Source organism: Comamonas thiooxydans (assembly GCF_002157685.2).
GTDB classification, from domain to species: Bacteria; Pseudomonadota; Gammaproteobacteria; order Burkholderiales; family Burkholderiaceae_C; genus Comamonas; species Comamonas testosteroni_H.
In genome coordinates, this window is the sequence record NZ_AP026738.1 from 4,007,586 (window position 1) to 4,029,372 (window position 21,787).

16 protein-coding genes are annotated in these 21,787 nt (G+C 62.5%); 10 read left to right on the forward strand and 6 right to left on the reverse strand.

Annotation, left to right across the window (positions count from 1 at the left end):
- Nucleotides 1–131 precede the first annotated feature (131 nt).
- From trxA to CTR2_RS18660, 7 genes are all read left to right on the forward strand, one after another.
- A complete protein-coding gene (trxA, locus tag CTR2_RS18630) occupies nt 132–461 on the forward strand; it encodes a thioredoxin TrxA (protein ID WP_003053480.1) in 330 nt (109 codons plus the stop codon).
- Nucleotides 462–743: 282 nt separating this feature from the next.
- On the forward strand, nt 744–2,006 hold the full coding sequence (rho, locus tag CTR2_RS18635) for a transcription termination factor Rho (RefSeq protein ID WP_003053478.1): 1,263 nt from the start codon (nt 744–746) through the stop codon (nt 2,004–2,006).
- A 230-nt stretch (nt 2,007–2,236) separates the two neighbouring features.
- Nucleotides 2,237–3,679 (forward strand): efflux transporter outer membrane subunit, encoded by a 1,443-nt coding sequence (locus CTR2_RS18640; RefSeq protein ID WP_087084519.1) that lies wholly within the window; start codon nt 2,237–2,239, stop codon nt 3,677–3,679.
- 11 nt (nt 3,680–3,690) lie between these two features.
- Nucleotides 3,691–4,770 (forward strand): HlyD family secretion protein, encoded by a 1,080-nt coding sequence (locus CTR2_RS18645; protein ID WP_087084518.1) that lies wholly within the window; start codon nt 3,691–3,693, stop codon nt 4,768–4,770.
- 20 nt (nt 4,771–4,790) lie between these two features.
- Nucleotides 4,791–7,580, forward strand: coding sequence for a ribosome-associated ATPase/putative transporter RbbA (gene rbbA / locus CTR2_RS18650; RefSeq protein ID WP_140401068.1), 2,790 nt, complete (start codon nt 4,791–4,793; stop codon nt 7,578–7,580).
- A gap of 186 nt (nt 7,581–7,766) precedes the next feature.
- Nucleotides 7,767–8,894 carry an ABC transporter permease gene (locus CTR2_RS18655; protein WP_087081958.1) on the forward strand — a complete coding sequence of 376 codons (1,128 nt, stop codon included), beginning with the start codon at nt 7,767–7,769 and terminating at the stop codon, nt 8,892–8,894.
- An 89-nt stretch (nt 8,895–8,983) separates the two neighbouring features.
- The gene (locus tag CTR2_RS18660; RefSeq protein WP_046462518.1) at nt 8,984–9,244 is read left to right on the forward strand and encodes a Pathogenicity locus; all 261 of its coding nucleotides are present in this window, start codon (nt 8,984–8,986) and stop codon (nt 9,242–9,244) included.
- Nucleotides 9,245–9,335: 91 nt separating this feature from the next.
- Here the strand turns inward: CTR2_RS18660 and CTR2_RS18665 are convergent, their stop codons facing one another.
- The 5 genes from CTR2_RS18665 to CTR2_RS18685 form a co-directional block, all read right to left on the reverse strand.
- Nucleotides 9,336–10,532 (reverse strand): acetate/propionate family kinase, encoded by a 1,197-nt coding sequence (locus CTR2_RS18665; RefSeq protein ID WP_087084517.1) that lies wholly within the window; start codon nt 10,530–10,532, stop codon nt 9,336–9,338.
- Between the two features lie 71 nt (nt 10,533–10,603).
- On the reverse strand, nt 10,604–11,725 hold the full coding sequence (locus CTR2_RS18670) for a bifunctional enoyl-CoA hydratase/phosphate acetyltransferase (protein WP_087081956.1): 1,122 nt from the start codon (nt 11,723–11,725) through the stop codon (nt 10,604–10,606).
- Nucleotides 11,722–14,040 carry a DUF3141 domain-containing protein gene (locus tag CTR2_RS18675; protein WP_087081954.1) on the reverse strand — a complete coding sequence of 773 codons (2,319 nt, stop codon included), beginning with the start codon at nt 14,038–14,040 and terminating at the stop codon, nt 11,722–11,724. Before CTR2_RS18675 ends, CTR2_RS18670 begins: the two co-directional genes overlap by 4 nt.
- 183 nt (nt 14,041–14,223) lie before the next feature.
- Nucleotides 14,224–14,697, reverse strand: coding sequence for a phasin family protein (locus tag CTR2_RS18680; protein WP_087081952.1), 474 nt, complete (start codon nt 14,695–14,697; stop codon nt 14,224–14,226).
- A gap of 87 nt (nt 14,698–14,784) precedes the next feature.
- Nucleotides 14,785–16,488 (reverse strand): PHA/PHB synthase family protein, encoded by a 1,704-nt coding sequence (locus tag CTR2_RS18685; RefSeq protein ID WP_087081950.1) that lies wholly within the window; start codon nt 16,486–16,488, stop codon nt 14,785–14,787.
- Between the two features lie 356 nt (nt 16,489–16,844).
- Here CTR2_RS18685 and CTR2_RS18690 point away from each other — a divergent pair, with 356 nt between their 5' ends.
- The 3 genes from CTR2_RS18690 to CTR2_RS18700 all read left to right on the forward strand — a co-directional run bounded on the left by CTR2_RS18690 (nt 16,845) and on the right by CTR2_RS18700 (nt 20,360).
- Nucleotides 16,845–17,090 carry a type B 50S ribosomal protein L31 gene (locus CTR2_RS18690; protein ID WP_003053459.1) on the forward strand — a complete coding sequence of 82 codons (246 nt, stop codon included), beginning with the start codon at nt 16,845–16,847 and terminating at the stop codon, nt 17,088–17,090.
- Between the two features lie 175 nt (nt 17,091–17,265).
- Nucleotides 17,266–18,990: a hypothetical protein gene (locus tag CTR2_RS18695; RefSeq protein WP_087081948.1), complete on the forward strand. Its 1,725-nt coding sequence runs from the start codon at nt 17,266–17,268 to the stop codon at nt 18,988–18,990.
- Nucleotides 18,987–20,360, forward strand: coding sequence for an MATE family efflux transporter (locus CTR2_RS18700; RefSeq protein ID WP_087081946.1), 1,374 nt, complete (start codon nt 18,987–18,989; stop codon nt 20,358–20,360). Before CTR2_RS18695 ends, CTR2_RS18700 begins: the two co-directional genes overlap by 4 nt.
- On the opposite strand, the gene phoR is transcribed toward CTR2_RS18700, so the two are convergent.
- Nucleotides 20,357–21,733 carry a phosphate regulon sensor histidine kinase PhoR gene (phoR, locus tag CTR2_RS18705; RefSeq protein WP_087081944.1) on the reverse strand — a complete coding sequence of 459 codons (1,377 nt, stop codon included), beginning with the start codon at nt 21,731–21,733 and terminating at the stop codon, nt 20,357–20,359. The two genes, CTR2_RS18700 and phoR, sit on opposite strands and share 4 nt — an antisense overlap.
- Nucleotides 21,734–21,787: the final 54 nt, after the last annotated feature.

Genomic DNA, 21,787 nt, shown 5'->3' on the forward strand with positions numbered 1-21,787 from the left:
CGGGCACTATTAGCGCGATAGCTGCAAACAACCAGCCACACACCGTGGCGGGAGATGAGTTTCTGTCACAATCAACTCACTAGGCGAATAGACCGCCTACCTTTTTGATTCAAGAAAATCCAGGACTACAAATGGCCAGCGAATTGATCAAGCACATCACGGATGCAAGCTTTGAGTCTGACGTACTGCAACCCGGCACGACCGTGCTGGTGGATTACTGGGCTGAATGGTGCGGCCCTTGCAAGATGATCGCCCCCATCTTGGACGATGTGGCCGAAGGCTACAAAGGCAAGGTGCAGATCGCCAAGATGAATGTGGACGAAAACCGTGAGATCCCTGCCAAGTTCGGCATTCGCGGCATTCCCACGCTGATGCTGTTCAAGGACGGCCAACTGGCCGCCACCAAGGTTGGCGCGTTGAACAAGACGCAACTGTCCGCCTTCCTCGACCAGCACATCTGATGCATTCAACAAACAGGGCTCCCAATGGAGCTCTGTTTGCTTCTGGGCACGCGCAGCCCCCCATTTGCATCTGCTACAGACCCGGCACAGGCTGCAGATGACAAGTCCTCGATAAATTGCTTGCAAGCTGCGCCAGTTTTCCTGTCATAATGTATGAACCGCCGGCCACCGCATGGGACCGCGCTGGATTTTCTTCAGGCAAGCCTGCCCACTTTCACAGTGTTTCGTTAGGCTCTACGCCTCCCCCCCTGGTTATTCTCACTCCACGCTTGGAGTCATTTCATGCACCTTAATGAACTCAAGGCACTGCACGTGTCTGAAGTCTTGAAGCAGGCCGAAGCGCTTGAGATCGAAAACGTCGGTCGCATGCGCAAGCAGGAACTGATGTTCGCCATCATCAAAAAGCGCGCCAAGGCCGGTGAACAGGTTTTCGCCGACGGCGTGCTGGAAATCCTGCCCGATGGCTTCGGCTTCCTGCGTAGCCCCGATACCAGCTACACCGCCAGCACCGACGACATCTATATCTCGCCCAGCCAGGTGCGCCGCTTCAATCTGCACACCGGCGACATGATCGAAGGCGAAGTGCGCATCCCCAAGGACGGCGAGCGCTACTTTGCACTGACCAAGCTCGACAAGGTCAACGGCGGCCCACCCGAGCAAAACAAGCACAAGGTGCTGTTTGAGAATCTGACCCCTCTGTTCCCCAAGGAGCAGATGCGCCTTGAGCGCGACATCAAGGGCGAAGAAAACATCACCGGCCGCATCATCGACATCATCGCCCCCATTGGCCGCGGCCAGCGCGCGCTGATCGTGGCACCGCCCAAGAGCGGCAAGACCATGATGATGCAGAGCATTGCCCATGCCATCACCGCCAACCACCCCGATGTGCACCTGATGGTGCTGCTGGTGGACGAGCGCCCTGAAGAAGTGACGGAAATGCAGCGCTCGGTGAAGGGCGAGATCATTGCCTCCACCTTTGACGAGCCAGCTACCCGTCATGTGCACGTGGCCGAAATGGTGATCGAGCGTGCCAAGCGCCTGGTGGAACTGGGCAAGGATGTGGTCATCCTGCTGGACTCCATCACCCGCCTGGCCCGCGCCTACAACAACGTCGTGCCCTCGTCGGGCAAGGTGCTGTCGGGCGGCGTGGACTCCAATGCGCTGCAGCGCCCCAAGCGCTTCTTCGGCGCGGCCCGCAATGTGGAAGAAGGCGGCTCGCTGACCATCATCGCCACGGCACTGGTCGACACCGGCAGCCGCATGGACGAAGTGATCTTTGAAGAATTCAAGGGCACCGGCAACAGCGAACTGCACCTGAACCGTCGCCTGTACGAAAAGCGCGTGTTCCCGGCCATCGAACTCACCAAGAGCGGTACACGCCGCGAAGAGCTGCTGCTGGCTCCCGAGATCCTGCAGAAGACCCGCATCCTGCGCCAGTTCATGTACAACATGGACGAGATCGAGTCCATGGAACTCATGATCAAGAACATGAAGGCCACCAAGAACAATGTGGAGTTCTTCGACATGATGCGTCGCGGCGGCTAAGGCCTTCGTGCACCGAAACAACAAAGCCCCGCCTCGCGGGGCTTTGTTGTTTCTGGCGCTTGACTCCATTGCTTGACATAGCTCAAACTGAATTGCGAGCCACCCCCCAATACTAGGGATATACATCTATACAAATCTTGCGATAACCGGAAGCCAAAAGCTTTCAAGTCGCAGGTTCTGCATTCATGGCCCCTTCAGCAAATCGCACACCACCCTACAACACCACACCGATACGCCTGCTGGCAGCAGCCACATTGCTGACGGCACTGGCCGCCTGCAGCCCGACTGTGCCGATTCTGCAGCCACAGGCCCAGGCCAAGCTGCCGGACAAGTGGCCTCAGGAGTGGACAAAAAAACAAGAGAACGCCGCGCCAGCACATACGGCCTCGATTGCCTGGCAAGACTTTTACCTTGACCAAAACCTGCAGGAGCTGATTCGCGCAGCTCTTGCCCACAATCAGGACCAGCGCCTTGCATTGCTGCGTGTGCAGGAAGCCCAGGCTGCCTATGGCATACAGAGTGCTGCTCGATTGCCGAGTATTGGCCTGGGCAGCAGTCATGGCAGAGCACGTGTGCCCGGCGATCTCAACGCAACCGGCCGCTCCGTGGTAGCGGGCGATCAGGAGGTGTTCATCGGGCTCAACAGCTGGGAGCTCGATCTTTGGGGCCGTGTCAAAAGTCTCAGCGATGCTGCCTTAGGCAATTATCTGGCGCTGGATGCCACGCAGCATGCGGTTCAATCCAGTCTTGTCAAGCAGGTTGCACTGAATTATCTGGCCCTGCGCAGCCTCGACGAACGCCTGGCCCTGACCCAGCGCACGGTTGCCAGCCGCGAGGAATCGCTGCGCATCTTCAAGCGCCGCACCGAAGTGGGGTCCACCTCTCGCTATGCGCTCACGCAGGTACAGACCCTGGTTCACCAGGCCAAGGCCATAGGCACCCAGCTGGCACAGCAACGTGCGCTGCAAGCCAATGCACTGCAGCAGCTCACGGGAATGGATACAGACCGCTTGCCGCAAAGCAGTTCCACCGCCGTAATACTGAAACCCATTCCCGAAGGTCTGCCATCCGATCTGCTGACACAGCGCCCCGACATTATTGCCGCCGAGTACGGGCTGCAGGCGGCCAAGGCCAATGTGGCCGCCGCGCGCGCTGCGTTTCTACCCCGTATCGCGCTGACTGGCAGCTGGGGCACGGCCAGCGCGGAGCTCGACGGCCTGTTCAGAAGCGGCAGCCGTGCCTGGCAGTTTGCCCCCACGATTTCGCTGCCGATCTTTGACGGCGGCCAGCGCCAGGCCAACCTGAATATGCAGGCCGTGCGACAGAACATGGCCGTGGTCCAGTACGAAAAAACCATAGAGACCGCAATGCGCGAAGTGCTGGATGCCCTGTCCAGCCGCACCATACTCGAGCAGCAGCTCGTGGTGCTGACCGAGCAGCGCGCTGCACTCAAGGAACGCAGCCGCCTCGCCCGGCTGCGCTATGACCAGGGAGCCTCGCCCTATCTCGATGTGCTGGATGCCGAACGTGACCTGCTGAGTGCCGAGCAGCAACTGGTTCAGGGCCGTGAAGCCCTGCTGTCCACCCAGGTCGCTCTCTATGCCGCTTTGGGTGGAGGCTACTTTGCTCAAGGCCAGAGCAGCGCCCCCAGCCCTGCAGCCCTCCAACCTTGACCTGCGAATCCATGTCCATGAACAAGAAATTGACCATCGCCGCGCTCATCGTTGCCGCAACCGCCCTGGGCGCCTATGGCTGGCAGCAATGGCGCAGCGCACAGGCATCCGAAGGCCTGGTCAGCGGCAACGGCCGCATCGAAGCCACCGAAATCGACGTCGCCACCAAATATGCGGGCCGCATCGCTGAAATCCTGGTGCAGGAAGGCGAGTTCGTGAAAGCCGGTCAGCCACTGGCGCGCATGCAGATCGAAAGCCTGCAGGCCCAGCAGCGCGAAGCCATTGCGGGCCGCGAGCGCGCCTCTCATGCCGTGACATCGGCGCGTGCCGAAATCGCGCTGCGCGAAAGCCAGTACGCTGCCACCATGGCCACTGTTGCCCAGCGCGAAGCCGAACTGGATGCAGCGCTGCGCCGCGTCAAGCGCTCCGAGACACTGGCACGCGAAGGTGCTTCATCGGAGCAGGAACTGGACGACGACCGGGCCCGCGTGCGTGGCGCCCAGGCCGCACTCAAGGCCGCCCAGGCACAGGCCACGGCAGCCAAGGCGGCCATCGACGCTGCCAAGGCCCAGACCATAGGTGCGGAATCGGCGGTGACGGCCGCTGCCGCCACCGTCCAGCGCATCGATGCCGATGTGAAGGACAGCGAACTCACCGCCCCGCGCGACGGCCGCGTGCAATACCGGCTGGCCCAGCCCGGCGAGGTGATCGGCGCAGGCGGCAAGGTGCTGAACATGGTGGATGTCTCGGACGTCTACATCAGCTTCTTCCTGCCCGAGACCGTGGCAGGCCGGGTAGCACTGGGCACCGAGGTGCGCATCGTGCTGGATGCGGCTCCGCAATATGTGATCCCGGCTCAGGTGTCCTTTGTCGCCAGCACCGCCCAGTTCACGCCCAAGACCGTGGAGACGGCCAGCGAAAGACAGAAGCTGATGTTCCGCGTCAAGGCCCGCATTGCACCGGACCTGCTGCAAAAGCACCTGACTCAAGTCAAGACAGGCCTGCCCGGCGTGGCCTGGATCAAGCTCGATAAAGAGCGCGAATGGCCGGCCAAGCTGGAACTGCGCACCGGCGACGCTTCGGCCTCGTGAACGCCCGGGCCCTGTTTGCCATGAACAAGCATGTAGCCATATTGCGCGAGGTGACGCTGGCCTACGGCAAGACGCAGGCGCTGCGCGGACTGAGCCTGGAGATTCCTGCAGGCATCATGGTCGGCCTGATCGGCCCTGACGGCGTGGGCAAGTCCAGCCTGTTGTCTTTGATTGCCGGAGCGCGCGCCCTGCAGGGCGGCGAGATACAGGTGCTTGGCGGCGATATGCGCAGCAAAAAGCATCGCGATGCCGTCTGTCCCCGTATTGCCTACATGCCTCAGGGCCTGGGCAAGAATCTCTACCCCACGCTGTCGGTGGAAGAGAACCTGCAGTTCTTCGGCCGCCTTTTCGGGCATGACGCGGCCGAGCGCCGGGCGCGCATTGACGATCTGACCCAGAGCACCGGACTGCAGAAATTCCTCTCCCGCCCAGCCGGCAAGCTCTCGGGTGGCATGAAGCAGAAGCTGGCGCTGTGCTGCGCCCTGATCCACGACCCCGACCTGCTGATTCTGGACGAGCCCACGACCGGCGTGGACCCGCTGGCGCGCGCACAGTTCTGGGATCTGATCAACCGCATCCGTGGCCAGCGCCCGCAGATGAGCGTGATCGTTGCCACGGCCTATATGGACGAGGCCCAGCGATTCGACTGGCTGGCAGCCATGGATGACGGCCTGATTCTGGCCACCGGCACCCCCGCCGAGCTGCTGGCGCGCACCGGCATGCCGGCGCTGGAAGCGGCCTTCATCGCCCTGCTGCCCGAGGAAAAAAAGCGTGGCCATGCCGCCGTGGTGATCCCGCCGCTGCAGACCAGCGATGACGACATCGCCATCGAGGCGCGTGATCTCACCATGCGCTTTGGCGATTTCGTGGCCGTGGACCATGTGAATTTCCGCATTCGTCGCGGCGAGATCTTCGGTTTTCTGGGCTCCAACGGCTGCGGCAAATCGACCACCATGAAGATGCTGACCGGGCTGCTGCCCGCCAGCGAGGGCGATGCCTGGCTGTTTGGCAAGAAAATCGATCCGCATGACGTGGCCACGCGCCGGCGCGTGGGCTATATGTCGCAGGCCTTCTCGCTCTATGGCGAGCTGACCGTGCTGCAGAACCTGGTGTTGCACGCCGAACTCTTCCACGTGGATCCGGCCGAGATCCCTGCGCGGGTCGAGGAAATGCTCACCCGCTTCGGGCTCACCGAAGTGCGCGAGACGCTGCCCGGCAATATCCCGCTGGGCATGCGCCAGCGCCTGTCTCTGGCCGTGGCCATGGTGCACAAGCCGGAGCTGCTGATTCTCGACGAGCCCACCTCGGGCGTGGACCCCGTGGCTCGCGATCAGTTCTGGCGCTTGCTGATCGAGCTCTCGCGCCGCGACCGGGTGACGATCTTCATCTCCACGCACTTCATGAACGAAGCCGAGCGCTGCGACCGCATGTCCATGATGCATGCGGGAAAGGTGCTGGACAGCGACAGGCCGGCAGCACTGACCGCCAAGCGCGGCGCTGCCACACTGGAGGAGGCCTTCATCGGTTATCTGGTGGAGGCCTCGGGCGAGGCTGCCCCCGTGCTTGATATCAAAAAAGAAGCTGCCACCGCTTGCTCGGACTCGTTTTCAGCATCAGAAGATGCCGATTCCAAATCAAGTCAACCGCAGCAAGCTACTGTTTCCGCAGCACACTCCAGCGGCACCGGCTTCAGCCTGCAGCGCCTGTGGAGCTATCTGTGGCGCGAGGCGCTGGAGCTGCAGCGCGATCCCGTGCGGGCCACCCTGGCTCTGGTGGGCTCGCTGGTCCTGATGGTGGTGATCGGCTTCGGCATCAGCATGGACGTCGAAGACCTGAAGTTTGCCGTGCTCGACCGCGACCAGAGCACGATCAGCCAGAACTATGTGAACAATCTCGCAGGCTCGCGCTATTTCATTGAAATGCCTCCCATCCAGGACTATGCGGACCTGGACCGGCGCATGAAAAGCGGCGAGCTGGCGCTGGCCATCGAGATTCCACCCGGTTTTGGCCGTGACGTGCTGCGCGGCTCGAAGGTAGCCGTGGGCGCCTGGTTCGACGGCGCCATGCCCCAGCGCGGCGAGACCGTCAAAGGCTATGTCCAGGCCATGCACCAGCTGTGGCTAGTGCAGCAGGCGCGGGAGCGTCTGGGCATTCAGCTCGGCAGCCAGGTCAGCCTGGAAACCCGCTTTCGCTACAACCCCGATGTGAAAAGCCTGCCCGCCATGGTGCCGGCCGTGATTCCGCTGCTGCTGATGATGCTGCCCGCCATGCTCACGGCCCTGGCCGTGGTGCGGGAAAAGGAACTGGGCTCCATCGTGAATCTGTACGTCACTCCCGTGACCCGCATCGAGTTTCTGCTGGGCAAGCAACTGCCTTATGTGGTGCTGGCCATGCTGAACTTCTTTCTGATGTGCGCCATGGCGGTCTTTGTCTTCGGCGTGCCCATGACCGGCAGCTTCCCTCTGCTCGTCATGGCCGCCCTGCTCTTCAGCATCATTGCCACGGGCATGGGACTGCTGGCCTCTGCCGTCACCAGCAGCCAGATTGCCGCCATGTTCTTTGCCATGCTGGGCACCTTGATTCCGGCCACGCAGTTCTCGGGACTGACCGATCCGGTGTCCTCGCTCGAAGGCGCCGGTCGCTGGATTGGCGAGATCTACCCGGCCACCTATATGTTCGCCATCAGCCGTGGCGTCTTCAACAAGGCGCTGGGACTGCACGATCTGGCACCTACCTTGCTGCCGCTGCTGATTGCCGTTCCCGTGATCATGGGCGTGGCCATCTGGGCTCTGCCCAAGCAGGAGAAGTGATGAAGCTCCCCCTGAGCTGCTGCGCAGCTTCCCCCGTGTGCACGGCGCCCTCTCTCGCTAACGCGGGAGGGGGGCATGCGGGCAACCGACGACAGCCTCGCTGCGGGGCGGCCCTTGCTCGCTGTCCTGGCGGTGGGCCAGCGCCAGTTTCAGCAGCAGCCCTCGTTTTCGTCATGGAGAAACACCATGTGGCATAGCCTGAAGAATATCTGGCGCCTGGGCGTCAAGGAACTGTGGAGCCTGTGGCGCGATCCGGTGATGCTGGTGCTCATCGTCTACACCTTCACGGCCTCGGTCTACACCGCGGCCACGGCCATGCCCGATACGCTGCACAAGGCGCCGATTGCCATCGTCGACGAAGACCAGTCACCGCTGTCCGCACGCATCACCTCGGCGTTCTACCCGCCTCAGTTCATGCCTCCGCAGATGGTGGATTTCAGCCATGTGGATCCCGGGCTGGATGCAGGCGACTTCACCTTCTCGCTGACCATTCCTCCCAACTTCCAGCGCGATGTACTGGCCGGCAGAAAGGCCGAGCTGCAGCTGAACGTGGATGCCACACGCATGAGCCAGGCATTCTCCGGCAGCGGATATGTGCAGCAGATCGTGCTGGCCGAAGTCAACGAGTTCGTGCAGCGTCACCGGGGAGGCAGCGCACTGCCCGTGGACCTGGAGCTGCGCGCGCGCTTCAACCCCGGACTGAACAAGATCTGGTTCGGCGGACTGATGCAGATCATCAACAATGTCACCATGCTCTCCATCATCCTCACGGGCGCGGCGCTGATCCGCGAACGCGAGCATGGCACCATCGAGCATCTGCTGGTCATGCCCGTGACGCCTACCGAGATCATGCTGGCCAAGGTCTGGTCCATGGGAGCCGTGGTGCTGCTGGCGGCAGGTGTCTCGCTCAATCTGGTCGTGCGCGGCGCGCTCAAAGTGCCCATCGAAGGCAGTCTGCTGCTGTTCATGGCAGGCTCGGCACTGTGCCTGTTTGCCACTACGGCCATGGGCATCTTCCTGGCCACGGTGGCGCGCAGCATGCCGCAGTTCGGCCTGCTGATGGTGTTGACGCTGCTGCCGCTGCAATTGCTGTCCGGCGGCATGACACCCCGCGAATCCATGCCCCAGCTGGTGCAGGATGTGATGCTGTTCGCCCCCACCACGCATTTTGTGGAGCTGGGTCAGGCGATTCTGTATCGCGGCGCCGGCATAGAAACCGTGTGGAAGCCCTTTCTGTGGCTGGCGGGAATCGGCGCCGTGCTGTTCTGGCTGTCGCTGATGCGGTTCAGAAAAACCTTGTCGAGCATGGCCTGAGTTCTGGCCGGGCGCCACGGCAACCATGGCGGGTGTATCGCCTGTTTCTGCTGAAAGTCTTTTCCCTTCCAACTTCAAGGCCTCGACCCATGCCATTCACCATCGAAGAACGCCAATCACTGCTTGCCCTCAAGGGCGTGGGCCCGACGGTACTGAGCCGGCTGGAATCCCTGGGCTACGGCTCATTTGCCCAGTTGCGTCAGGCCAACGCCCTGGACATCGTCGCCAAGGCCTCTGCCCTCACCGGCTCCAGCTGCTGGAAGAACAGCCCTCAGGCACGCGCGGCCATCCAGGCGAGCATCGATGCGGCCAGGCAGCATCCGGCGCAAGAGAGCGAAGCCATTCGGTAAAGCGGCAACCGCCCAGCCGCTGCTCTGGGCCGCCATGAATATATGCATGGCGCCTTCAAGCCCGGCCGCTACTCGATGCGCGTCAAAAAGACTATGAATCCGCGAGAAGCCGCACCGTATCGCGGGCGGCCACCCACTCCTCATTCGTAGGCTCAACCGCCACCACTACCCGGCTGTCTGCAGATGAAATGACCGGCGCATGGGCTGCATTGGCCTCAGCATCCAGCCCCAGGCCCAGCCAATCCAGACCGGCACAGACGCGGGCGCGAATCTCCTCGCTGTGCTCGCCAATGCCCGCCGTGAACACCAGCATGTCCAGCCCGCCCAGCGCAGCGGCCAGAGAGCCGATCTCCCGCACGATGCGGCGCACAAAGAGGTCCAGCGCGATGCGTGCCCGCTCGCCAGCCTCACCTGAATCCTGGACATGGCGCAGGACCACGCGCGGCTCGGACGAGATGCCCGACACGCCAAGCAGCCCCGAGTCGTGATAGAGCAGACGCCCCACCTCTTGAAGCGTCAGTTTCTCGATCTCCATCAGATAGAGCACGGCCCCCGGGTCCAACGCCCCGGTACGGGTGCCCATCATCAATCCGTCCAGGGCCGAGAAGCCCATGGTGGTCGCCATGCTTTGCAGCTGCTGCATGCCACACAGACTGGCGCCGCTGCCCAGATGGGCGACGATGGTGCGCCCCCTGGCCCTGTCTCCATGACGCTCGGCCAGCGCGGTCGCCATATAGGCATACGAGAGCCCGTGAAAGCCATAGCGGCGCACGCCGCGCTGCCACCATTCGTAGGGTAGCGGAAGGATCTGCTCCACCTTGGGCAAGCTGTGATGAAAGCCGGTATCGAAGCAGGCAATCTGCACGATGTCGGGCCGCTCGCGCAACAGGATCTCGATGGCCTCCAGCGCAAACGGCTGATGCAGCGGCGCCAGCGGCACATAGCTGCGCAAGTCTCGCAACACGCCTGCATCGATGCAGGTGGACTCGAAATACTTGCTGCCGCCATGCACCACCCGATGGGCGATCGCCGCCACGGGCCGGTCCGCGAGCCGGGCCGTGATGCGCTCGCGGATGATGCGCAGCGCATCGCGATACGGATGCTCTGCGCCCAGTTCGATGGCAAAAGGCTGGACGCCGGTTTCACCGAAGTCGGGAGCGGGCCCGCCAATCCCCTGTACCTTGCCGTTCCACAGCGGCTTGCGCGGCAGGGGACTAGCGGCCTCGAAGACGGCGAACTTGATGCTCGACGAGCCGCAGTTCAGGACGATGATGACGGAATTGCTCATGTCAGTGCCTTTGTCTGCCGACAGAGCACAGACCGTGGCAACGGCCAGCCCGGCGCCATCGGCCATGTATTTCAGGGCGGCGTCTGCCGATAGTGATGTGCGAGCAGCAGCGCTATCGCGCAGGATGCAATGCGGGATTCGCGCGAATCGGCGCGGCTGGTCAGCACGATGGGCACCTTGGCCCCGAGCACGATGCCCGCGCTGGCAGCGCCCCCCAGGTACATCAGCTGCTTGGCCAGCATATTGCCGCTTTCCAGGTCGGGCACCAGCAGGATGTCGGCCTGACCGGCCACTGGAGACGTGATGCCCTTGGTGCGCGCGGCCTCGATGGAGACTGCATTGTCGAAAGCCAGCGGTCCGTCCAGCACGCCTCCGGTGATCTGGCCTCGGTCGGCCATCTTGCACAGTGCGGCAGCATCCAGTGTCGCGGGCATGTTGGGGTTGACCGTCTCGACGGCGGCGAGGATGGCGAGCCTGGGCTTGGCCACACCCAGAACCTGTGCCAGCTCGATGGCATTGCGCGCGATATCGGCCTTCTGCAACAGATCGGGGGCCAGGTTGATGGCAGCGTCGGTGACGATGAAGGGGCGTGGGTAGCTGGCCGTCTGCAACACAAAGCAATGGCTCACACGCCTCTTGGTGCGCAACCCGGCACTGCCGGCAACAACAGCCGCCATCAGCTCGTCGGTATGCAAGCTGCCTTTCATCAGTGCCTCGACTTCGCCGCCGGCGGCAAGTCTGGCACCGCGCTCGGCTGCTGCATGACTGTGCGGCACGTCCTCGATGCGCAGGCCCTGCAGCTCGATCCCCTGCGCAAGAGCAACCGCCTCCAGCCTGGCGCGCGGAGCAATCAGGACCGGCTCGATCAGCCCCAGCCGATGCGCGTCAAGCGCTGCGGACAGGCTGGTGGCATCGCAGGGATGGACGACCCCCACGCGAACCGGGGGCAGCTCCTTGACAGCCGCCAGCAGCCGGGTCAGGCCGTGATGTGAGGCAACGTCAAGCGGCTGCGCTGCGCCGCCTGATGGCATGGAAACCGCTTGCTGCGAGGATGGCTGCCGAGGCTGTGCATCGTGGGCGCAGAGCAGCGTCAGCGTGCTCGCGTCACGGGAGGCAACGGTGACGCGCAGGCTGTCGCCGACGTTTATGCCCTCAAACGGCTGCAGCGTCATGTCTGGGCTCGCTTGACTCATCGCACTCCTTTCTTGCCGCGTGGTGCGGCCGGTTTACGTCGCGCAGCAACCGCAGCCCGCTGGGGTGCTGCAGGAGTCTGCACCGGAGCCGGCGCCAGCTCCAGAGGTGCCTGGATACGAGGCTGCTGCGCCAGCGCGGCCTGCTCGAACAAGGCCTGCACCTGCTGCAAGGCATGCTTCACGGCATCCTCCTCGGCGCCAGGCTCCTTATCGATGGCTGCCATCTGGGTGATGGCTTCGCCGGCCTTGCGGATGGTGTCGGCAGGCGTGTTCTTGAGCAGGCCGGGAATGGCTTCGATGGCGGCGCTGCCGCATTGCCTCATCACCAGGGTCTGCTCGCGGATGGCGGCTCGCAGCTCGGCCAGACTCCAGCGCCCAGGTGCTTGCTGCTCCAGCAATTGCGCAGCCAGATGGTAGTAGCGCTCGTCCACAGCGCGGCGCCGGGACAGCACGTTCAGCAAGCCGCGCAGCGTGGCTTCAAGCACGCCCCCTTGATCCACACTGCTCTCTATCTGTCGCTGCCTGCCCGCCATCAGCGCCAGATGCTCTGGGGTGGAGCCAGGATGCTGGCGCACCGCTGCGCTCTCGCCATAAGCATGCCCGGCCAGCGCCTGCATGAGCGGCGAGCCATAGAGCATGTCGAACCACAAGGCGTAGATATGATCTCGCCGGTCGCGGAAATCATCGAGAGCGCGATCCAGCGCGGCCGAGCACCGCTGCTGCATCTGCCACCAGGGATTGGCTTCATCCACGGGCTGGCGATGTTCGCGTATGTATTCGGCGCTGCTGCGTATCAGGCAAGCCAGCGGGTGCTGGCTGCTCCATGCCTCGAATTGCAGGCGCATGGGATGCAAGGTCTGCAACCAGTGTGCCGATTGGGAAGTGCTCAGCGCACGCACCCAGGGTTGCCACATGCTGCGGTACAGAGCCAGGTTGATGTCGGATACCCGGGCCGCCGCGTCGAAACGGCGATCGGACTCGGGATCGGGCTTGACGATATCGCGCACTTCATCGATGCCGCTGGCACGGATGCTCAACAGATAAGGATCATGGAGCAGCTTTTGCTCCTGCTTCGTGGCATCGTCAACGCTGGCGCGATAGATGCCTGCCGGCAGCAGATTGATCTGCTCGATGGCACTGGCGAACTTGCGGTGCTGCTTGCTGCCGACGGTGCCCGAAACAAAGATGCCCAGATGACCGATGCTGTCGTGCGTGCTGAAGATGATGGTCTGGTCATGAGCGCGCACGTCGTCGTCGCTGGCGTACAAATCGGTGATCCAGCCCAGGGCCTGGGCCGGCGGCGTGATGTTGTCGCCATAGGAGCAGAACACCAGGATGGGCGAGCGGATATTGCGCAGATCGATGCGCACCCCATCCGATGTCAGCAACTGGGCCGTCGACAGCCTGTTGCCTATGAACAGATTGTCGACGATGTACTGCATCTCCACATCGTTGAGGAAGACATAGCCGCCCCAGTATTTCTCGAAGCCTATATAGCGCTCGGCTTCAGTGTCGACATTCGCATAGACCTTGTACTGCTTGCTCCAGAGCGTGTTGGCCGGATCGAGCTGCTCGAAGTTCTGCACCAGATGGGCGCCGTCGAAGCGGCCGTTACCCAGATCACTGGCCAGAGCCGTCATCCAGCTCCCCCCGAGAAGCCCGCCCGAATAACGCATGGGATTGTCACCGGCCCAGTACGAGAGGGGCGCTCCGGCAACAATGATGGGCCCGAACAGCTCGGGCCAGACAGCGGCCGTCATCAGGATCTGCCAGCCCGCCTGGCAGTTGCCGATGACTGCTGGCTTGCCTTCACTCTCGGGGTGAAGCTCGGCCACGCGACGCATGAACGCGGCCTCGGCACGCATCACGTCCTCCACCGTCTGACCAGGTACGGGATCAGGCAGAAAACCGACGAAGTAGCAAGGGTGACCGGCCTCCAGCGCCGCACCGATCTCGCTATGAGGCTTGAAGCCACCTATGCCCGGGCCATGCCCGGCGCGTGGATCTATCACGACGAATGGACGCTTGGCGGGGTCGGCAGGTCGATCTTCGGACGCCTGAATGCGCACCAGGCCATAGTTGACAGGTCTTGGGAGGTCCAGCCCCGACATCACGAATTCAGCGGGGAAATGCAGCACGTTCGGCATCCTGGCCTCACGCTGAGTCCGGTACTGGTCGCCCACCTGCCGCTCGATGTCGGCATACAGCACGGCACGTTGAGCGGCGTCCACCGCATAGGTCCCGGCGGCCCGCCACCACGCAAAAGGATCAACAGACCCGTTGGTCGACGGACCGACCCCGCTGGGTTTGCTCATGTCGTGCTCCCGAAGTCACAATCTTCTCTCTCAAGAAGATTCAAAAACAATAGCTTCCAGCGCTTCATGGTTCAACACAAAACGCCGAAAACACCTGATTTTTTGCAATGAAAAGCCAGCTGACCAGCCGGCCCGGAGGCAGCAGCGCCGCCATCTTTAGCTGAAGCTGCGCCAGCCTGTTGCCTACTTCTGCGCCGCTTTGCCGCTCTTGGCCTGAGCGGGGTCCTGAGTTGCCGGCGCCCAGGCAGACAGCCATTGCTTGAAGATGTCCTGCAGTGGCAAAGCGGGCAGATTGGGCGCGCCGTCTGCACGCAGGGCCTCGGCTACAGATTTTTGCCAGGCCTCCAGGGCCTGCTGCAGACCGCTGGCAAAAGCCTGCTGGTTCTTGATTGCGATATCGCTGGCGCTCTTGGCATCACTCATGCGATCTTCGAGCCTGCGCATGAAAGCCTCGGCGGGCAGACTGGCCAGTGATTGCCAGTCTTCGGCACGCAGCAGGCTTTGCAGCTCCGCCGTGGTTTCACTGATGCCTGCAGCACTGGTCTGCTGCGCGGCTGCCAGCCAGCGATGGCCACTTTCACGCATGAGCTGAGCGATGCGCAGCTGCAGCTCGGCATTGGCCTTGAACAGATTCAGGGGGGTCGCTTGAATGCTCATATCGTTCTCCCTATGGTGATGGTGGTGCCTATCGAGAGGCTGGCGAACCGTCCGGCATATCACCGTGACCAAACGGCTTTTGAAAACTCAATGCCCGAGCACGTACTGGCCCGGAGCGTCATGCAAGAGCCCGCCGCTCGTACCGCCCATACGCGGCGGAGCTATCGGTGTGCCGGATCTGTTTTTGAGCCACTCGTCCCATGCCGGCCACCAGGAGCCCTGGCGCTGCTCGGCCTCTTGCTGCCACTGCTGGGCGACAATGTCCTGGGCGCCGACAGGCCGAGTAAGCAACTGATAACGGCGTCGCGGATGACCTGGCTCGCTGACAATGCCGGCGTTGTGGCCGCCACTCGTCAGCACAAAGGTGATTTCAGCCGCAGTGTGGTGATGCAGTTTGAATACCGATTGCCAAGGCGCTACATGATCGGTGAGCGTTCCCACACAGAAGATGGGCACTTGCAGATTGAGGAGCGAGACCGGCTTGCCATCGACCGGATAGCGGCTTTCACTGAGATCGTTATCCAGAAACAGACGGCGCAGGTATTGCGAGTGCATCCTGGCAGGCATGCGCGTTGCGTCGGCATTCCAGGCCATGAGATCGCTCATCGGCGCCCGCTCGCCCAGCAGGTATTGACTGACCATGCGCGACCACAGCAGATCATGGGAGCGCAGCATCAAGAATGCGCCCGCCATCTGATCGGCGCGCAGATAGCCTTGCTGGGCCATCTGGGCCTCAAGCAGGCTGACCTGCGCTTCGTCGATGAACAGCGCCAGCTCGCCAGGTTCGGTGAAATCGGTCTGCGCGGCCAGCAAGGTCATCGATGCCAGACGCTCGTCTCCATCGCGCGCCATGGCAGCGGCCACGATGGCGAGCAGCGTGCCGCCCAGACAATAGCCAGCGGCATGCACCTTCTGCCCCGGAACGATGGCCGTGACGGCATCCAGCGCAGCACGCCAGCCCAGCTCGACATAGTCGTCCATGCCCAGATCTCGATCTCCGGCATCGGGGTTCTTCCAGGAGACGCAGAACACCGTATGTCCCTGATCGACCAGATACCTGATCAGCGAATTGTGTGGCGAGAGATCCAGGATGTAGTACTTCATGATCCAGGCCGGCATGATCAATACCGGCTCGGGATGGACCTTGTCGGTGGTCGGCGCGTACTGGATCAGTTCCATCAGCTGGTTGCGCAGCACCACCTTGCCAGCGGTGACGGCCACATCGCGCCCCACCTGAAACCCCTCGCAACCCGCAGGCGGCGTGTTTGCGAGCTGCGCATGCACATCTTCCATCAGGTACTGGAAGCCACGCACCAGATTCGCCCCGCCCTCTTTGACGGTGCGCTCCAGAACTATCGGGTTGGTGGCAAAAAAGTTCGCGGGCGAAAGCATATCCAGCCACTGCCTTCCCCAGAACCCAACCAGACGCTCGTGGTGTCTTTCAACACCCGGAACGCCTTGGCTGGCAGCCTGCCACCAGCGTTGCTGAGCGGCAAAGCCCGCACTGATGACATTGAACGGCCATTGCTTCCATTCAGGAGCCTGAAAGAGACGCTCCGCCTCCTGCGTCTGTGGGCCGCCATAACAAAGCCTGGCCCATTCCTCCAGCGCCAGCCTTGCCAGATCCAGACGCTTTCCCGGGCTGATGGCAAGATTGCCAGCCCAATCCAGCCAGGCCTGCCATTGGGACTCGGGGGAAACCGACAGCCACTGCTGCGCCCACATCGCACGCACAGCTTGATCAAGCTGCTGGCTGGAACTGAACTGAGCTTCGGCCTTGCGGTCAACCATAGCGGCCCCTTTTTGCTGCATGGCAATAACGCAACATCTTATGCGCTGCAGAAGTTGTTGCATAGTCACGACCTGCCGGGAGTTGAGCCACATCAAGCTCCCGCAGCCAGAAGCGCTCCGGCATGCGCAAGCCGGCTCCAAGCACCGGGCTGCAGCAGCTAGAAGAACTCTGCAGCCTTGCCTGGATCAGGCCTTCCACCGAAGCGATTGGCCATGGTTTGCAAGCTGAACGCACACCGCAGCCTGCCGACGCATACGGTACTGTTTTCTCATTGTGTGCAATAATGGAGAGCTTTTATGCGGAAAGTACACCGGACAGGCTGGTGCGGCTCCCGCACTTGACCAAAGGAAAGATCATGAAAGAAGGCATTCACCCCAATTACCGCGAAGTTCTGTTCGTTGACATGTCCAACGGCTTCAAGTTCGTGACTCGTTCTTGCGTTTCCACCAAGGAAACCGAAAACTTCGAAGGTAAAGAGTACCCTCTGTTCAAGCTGGATACCACTTCTGAATCGCACCCCTTCTACACTGGCACACAAAAGTCGGTGGACAACATGGGTGGCCGCGTGGAGAAGTTCCGCAACCGCTTCGGCAAGAAGTAATTCTTACTTTTTTGCTGAAAAGGCAGCCCGGGCAACCGTGCTGCCTTTTTCTTTTTGGGGTGTCGCCCCACGGAATCCCAATGCTCCTATCATCGGAGCACCAAGCGCTTTGACCTCAAGCGCTTTCGCCTGATCTGGCCGTGCAAATTCGCACAGCCGCTACTGGATTGATTGCGTGAACCAGCCCACACCTGCCATCGTTGCCCAAAGCGCTGTACGCCGCCTGCCGCGCTGGGCCCTGCTTTTGCTGTGCCTGGCCTATGTGATCCCCGGCTTTGTCATGCGTGGCCCCTGGCGCTCCAACGACATGGAGGCCTTTGGCTATATGCGCGAGCTGGCGCTGGGCAAGACCGACTGGCTGGCCCCCAAGCTCTCGGGCCTGGCTCCCAGCATGGACGGTCTGCTTCCCTACTGGCTGGGTGCCTTGTCCTTGCAGGGTTTCGAGTGGCTGCTCGGCGCCGAGATGGCGGCGCGCCTACCCTTCATCGCCTTGCTGATCGTGACCCTGGGCGCCACCTGGTGGGGAGCCTATTACCTGGCACGCACCCCCGGGGCGCAGCCCGTGGCCTTTGCCTTTGGCGGGGAAGCCCAGCTGATCGACTATGCCCGCGCCATGGCCGATGCGGCTTTGCTGGCCCTGGTTGCCTGCCTGGGCCTGGCCCAGCTCTCGCATGAAACCACCAGCTATGTCACGCAGCTGGGCTGCACGGCGCTGCTGTTTTTTGCAGCTGCGGCCATGGCCTATCACCCCAGGAAGTCAGCCGGGGCACTGCTATTCGGCCTGCTGGGATTGGCCCTGAGCGGCGCCCCCACTCTTTCCGTGCTGTTCGGTCTTGGCGGCAGCGTGATCGCCTTCACACAGCGCAGCTGGGGCGACAATCCCGGCCGTGCCCACCGTCAGGCCCGCACCTGGGCCGCAGCCTGGCTGGCCGCCACGGTGCTCGCAGCCAGCCTGACCACGGCCCTGGATCAATGGGTCTGGCATCTGGTGGACTCGTTCAAGGACTGGGATGCCTTGCTGCAACTGCTGCTGTGGTTCTGCTGGCCTGCCTGGCCCCTGGCTTTGTGGACGCTGTGGGTCTGGCGCCGCCAGATTGCCTACCCCGGCCACAACCCGCATCTGTCCATCGCCCTGCTGTTTGCCACAGTCCCTGTGGCTGCCTGCCTGAGCAGCACCCCTGCCGATCGGGCACTGCTGCTGGGACTTCCCGCCATCGCCACCCTGGCCGCCTTCGCCCTGCCCACTTTCCGCCGCAGCATCAGCGCGCTGATCGACTGGTTCACGCTGCTGTTCTTTACGGCATCCGCAATTGCCATCTGGGTGGTCTGGCTGGCATTTCAAACGGGATTTCCACCCAAGATCGCTGCCAATATTGCGCGTCTGGCTCCGCAATTCGAAGCAAGCATCTCCTGGCCCACGGTCATCGTGGCGCTGATCGCCACTGCCGGCTGGTTTGTGCTGGTGATCTGGCGCACCTCGCGCAATCGCGCAGCCATCTGGAAGAGCCTGGTGCTCCCGGCCGGCGGCGCCACACTGAGCTGGGTGCTGCTGTCCACACTCTGGATGGAGCCACTGGATCATGCTCGCAGCTATCAATTCCAGATGACGCAGCTGGGTGGCGAACTCAAGCAGAACGGTGCCACAAGCTGCGTGCTGACCTACGGCCTGGGCCGTTCGCAGATTGCGGCCGTGCGCTACTACACCCATGTGGATACGGCGCTATTGCGCCGCAGCAATCCCGGCGACTGCGGCTGGGCACTGGTCGACGCAGACCGCTGGGCGGGCGATCACAATCGCAAGCTGCGTCAAGGCTGGAATGAGGTCAGCCGCATCACCCGTCTGGCGGGCCAAAAGGAAGTCCTAGTACTGCTCAAGTACAGCGGCCCCAAAGCCCCATGAAGGGCGAATTGCAGTACATAGGCCGGCATGCAGGCACCGTGCTGGCCGGACAGCTGGCCGTCATGGCCTTTGGCACCACCGATACCATCGTGGCAAGCCGCTATTCCAACGATGCCGTGGCCGCCCTCTCCGTAGGGTCGGCCATTTTCATCAGTGTCTATGCCTCGCTGATGGGCATTTTCCAGGCTCTTCTGCCCTTGTGGTCCGAACAGCGGGGTGCCGGTCAGCCGCAGGCCATCGGCCATTCGCTGCGCCAGTCCATGTATCTGTGTGCACTGGCCTGCGTGCTTGGCATGGCGGTGCTGCTCATGCCCGGCGCACTGCTGCGCTGGACCGATGTGCCCGATGCGCTGCAGCTGGAGGTCAAGCGCTATCTCGCCGTACTGGCCTGGGGCTTGCCGCCGGCGCTGCTGTTTCGCATCTACAGCGCGCTCAACCAGGCGCTGGGCCACCCCAAGCTGGTCACCTGGCTGCAACTCATCTCGCTGCTGATCAAGATTCCCTTGTCCATCTGGTTCACCTTTGGCGGACTGGGCCTTGCCCCCCTGGGAGCAGTGGGCTGCGCACTGGCCACGCTGCTGGTCAACTACACCATGTTTGCCGTGGCCCTGTGGCTGATGCGCACTCAGGATTTCTATGCTCCGCTGGCGCTTTGGCAGAGGCTGGAGCGCCCTGACTGGCGGCAACTGGGCCGCTTCTGCAGCCTTGGCATCCCTGCAGGCCTGGCCATTCTGGTGGAAGTCACCTCCTTCACCCTCATGGCCCTGTATGTGGCAAGGCAGGGCTCGCTCTCGTCTGCCAGCCACCAGATCGCCGCCAATCTGGCAGCCATCTGCTATATGGTGCCGCTGTCTCTGGCCATTGCGACCAGCGCTCGCGTCAGCTACTGGCGCGGCGCCGGTGACGAAGCCCAGGCCAGGACGTTGATTCAACAGTGTTTCAAGCTTGCTCTGCTCATCGGTATTGCGACAGCAGCTACGCTCTTTATCGCTCGCACCTGGATTGCAGACATCTACACCGACTCCCCGCGGGTGCTGGCAATGACGTCCTGGCTGCTGATCTGCGTGGCTGCATACCATGTGGCGGACTGCGTGCAGACCTATTGCATTTTCGTGCTGCGCTGCTATCGCGTGACCGTGGCGCCTCTGGTGATCTATTGCCTGCTGCTGTGGGGCGGCGGCCTGGGCCTTGGCTACTGGCTGACCTACCGATGGCAAGCAGCCGAAGGCTGGCTGGACTGGCAGGCCACGCCCATGCCCTTCTGGGTTTGCAGCGCGGCAGCCCTGTTTGTCACGGCCATGGCCTTCAGCAGCATTTTGCACAGAGCCATACGACCTCCAAAGCCGCAGGCCCAGCCTAACGCCTCCTAATGAGAAAGTGCCTTGGCAGGTACTTCAGCAGCTGCCCGCACACGGCTGGGCGGGAAGGTGACGGCGAATTCCGAACCCTTGCCCAACTCACTCTGGATACTGAGCCTGGCGCCATGCCGCTGCAGCACATGCTTGACGATGGCCAGCCCCAGGCCGGTGCCGCCTGTGTCGCGTGAGCGGCTGCGATCCACGCGATAAAAGCGCTCCGTCAGACGCGACACATGCTTTTCGTCGATGCCGGGACCGGAGTCCTTGACGGCAAAGCGGGCCGATCCATCGGGCAGCAGTTGCCAGCGCACATCGATCTGCCCGCCGGCCGGCGTGTAGCGCATGGCATTGGCCAGCAGATTGGAAAACGCGCTGTGCAGTTCTGCGCTCGCGCCTGCCAGATCTCCGGCCTGCCGCAGCGCCTGCTCATCAGGAAAGTTCAGTACATGGGGTTTGGCCTGCTTGCGCGTCAAGGCATTGGAGAGCCCACGAGCCTCGTTCTCGCAGCGATTGAGCAACTGCGCCACCGACACCCAGTCATTGTTGCTGGGCAGCGGGCTTCCCTCCAGGCGCGACAAGGTCAGCAAGTCTTCCACCAGATGCTGCATGCGCTCGGCCTGCTGGGCCATCAGCTCCAGATAGCGCCTGCGCTCGTCTTCCTCGAGCGGCAGGTTCTGCAGGGTCTCGACAAAACCGGCCAGCACGGTCAGAGGCGTGCGGATTTCGTGGGAGACATTGGCCACGAAGTCACGGCGCATGGCCTCGGCCTGCTCCAGCGCCGTCACATCGCGTGCCAACAGCAGCTTGCGCCCTTCACCGTAGCCGTAGAGCTGGACCGACAGCTTGACCGGCCGCGAAGGTGTGCTTTCGCGCCCCTGCATGACCAGATCATGGCTGAAGTCCTGCGCCGCAAAATAGGCACTGAACTGAGGATCTCGCACCAGATTACCGATGCTTTGCAGCACATCGCGCTCGGCATCAAAGCCAAACTGCCTGGCGGAAATCTGATTGCACCATTCGATGCGGCCCTGTGCATCGAGCAGCACCACACCATTGGGACTGGCCTGCAAGGCAGACAGAATGTCATTGAGCCGCTGGTCGCCCTGCTGCACCTGCTGCACGCTCTGGCGAATCCAGCGGCGCATGCGCACGCTAGCCTCGCCCCAGATACCCGCCAGATTGGGCACCGCGCCCAGCTCCGACTGACGCAGCCAGTGCAGCAGCCGTGCGCCATTCCAGCTGTCCACCAGCCACCATATCCAGCCGCCGATCAAGGCGCCCGTCATGGCCGCCACGCATTGCTGCAGCACCGTCGCATCGGGTGCAACGAGATAGGCCCACAGCAGCCATACCACCACGGCTGCCGCGACCTGAGAAGCCAACAATCGAAAACCACGCCACCCCATATTTGCTTTCAGTTGTGATTTTTGACGACCCAG

Excerpts from the sequence above, each read along its gene's own strand:
- trxA (WP_003053480.1), top strand. The coding sequence starts at position 132 with ATGGCCAGCGAATTGATCAAGCACATCACGGATGCAAGCTTTGAGTCT.
- rho (WP_003053478.1), top strand. The coding sequence starts at position 744 with ATGCACCTTAATGAACTCAAGGCACTGCACGTGTCTGAAGTCTTGAAG.
- CTR2_RS18645 (WP_087084518.1), top strand. The coding sequence starts at position 3,691 with ATGTCCATGAACAAGAAATTGACCATCGCCGCGCTCATCGTTGCCGCA.
- rbbA (WP_140401068.1), top strand. The coding sequence starts at position 4,791 with ATGAACAAGCATGTAGCCATATTGCGCGAGGTGACGCTGGCCTACGGC.
- CTR2_RS18655 (WP_087081958.1), top strand. The coding sequence starts at position 7,767 with ATGTGGCATAGCCTGAAGAATATCTGGCGCCTGGGCGTCAAGGAACTG.
- CTR2_RS18660 (WP_046462518.1), top strand. The coding sequence starts at position 8,984 with ATGCCATTCACCATCGAAGAACGCCAATCACTGCTTGCCCTCAAGGGC.
- CTR2_RS18665 (WP_087084517.1), bottom strand. The coding sequence starts at position 10,532 with ATGAGCAATTCCGTCATCATCGTCCTGAACTGCGGCTCGTCGAGCATC.
- CTR2_RS18670 (WP_087081956.1), bottom strand. The coding sequence starts at position 11,725 with ATGAGTCAAGCGAGCCCAGACATGACGCTGCAGCCGTTTGAGGGCATA.
- CTR2_RS18675 (WP_087081954.1), bottom strand. The coding sequence starts at position 14,040 with ATGAGCAAACCCAGCGGGGTCGGTCCGTCGACCAACGGGTCTGTTGAT.
- CTR2_RS18680 (WP_087081952.1), bottom strand. The coding sequence starts at position 14,697 with ATGAGCATTCAAGCGACCCCCCTGAATCTGTTCAAGGCCAATGCCGAG.
- CTR2_RS18685 (WP_087081950.1), bottom strand. The coding sequence starts at position 16,488 with ATGGTTGACCGCAAGGCCGAAGCTCAGTTCAGTTCCAGCCAGCAGCTT.
- CTR2_RS18690 (WP_003053459.1), top strand. The coding sequence starts at position 16,845 with ATGAAAGAAGGCATTCACCCCAATTACCGCGAAGTTCTGTTCGTTGAC.
- CTR2_RS18700 (WP_087081946.1), top strand. The coding sequence starts at position 18,987 with ATGAAGGGCGAATTGCAGTACATAGGCCGGCATGCAGGCACCGTGCTG.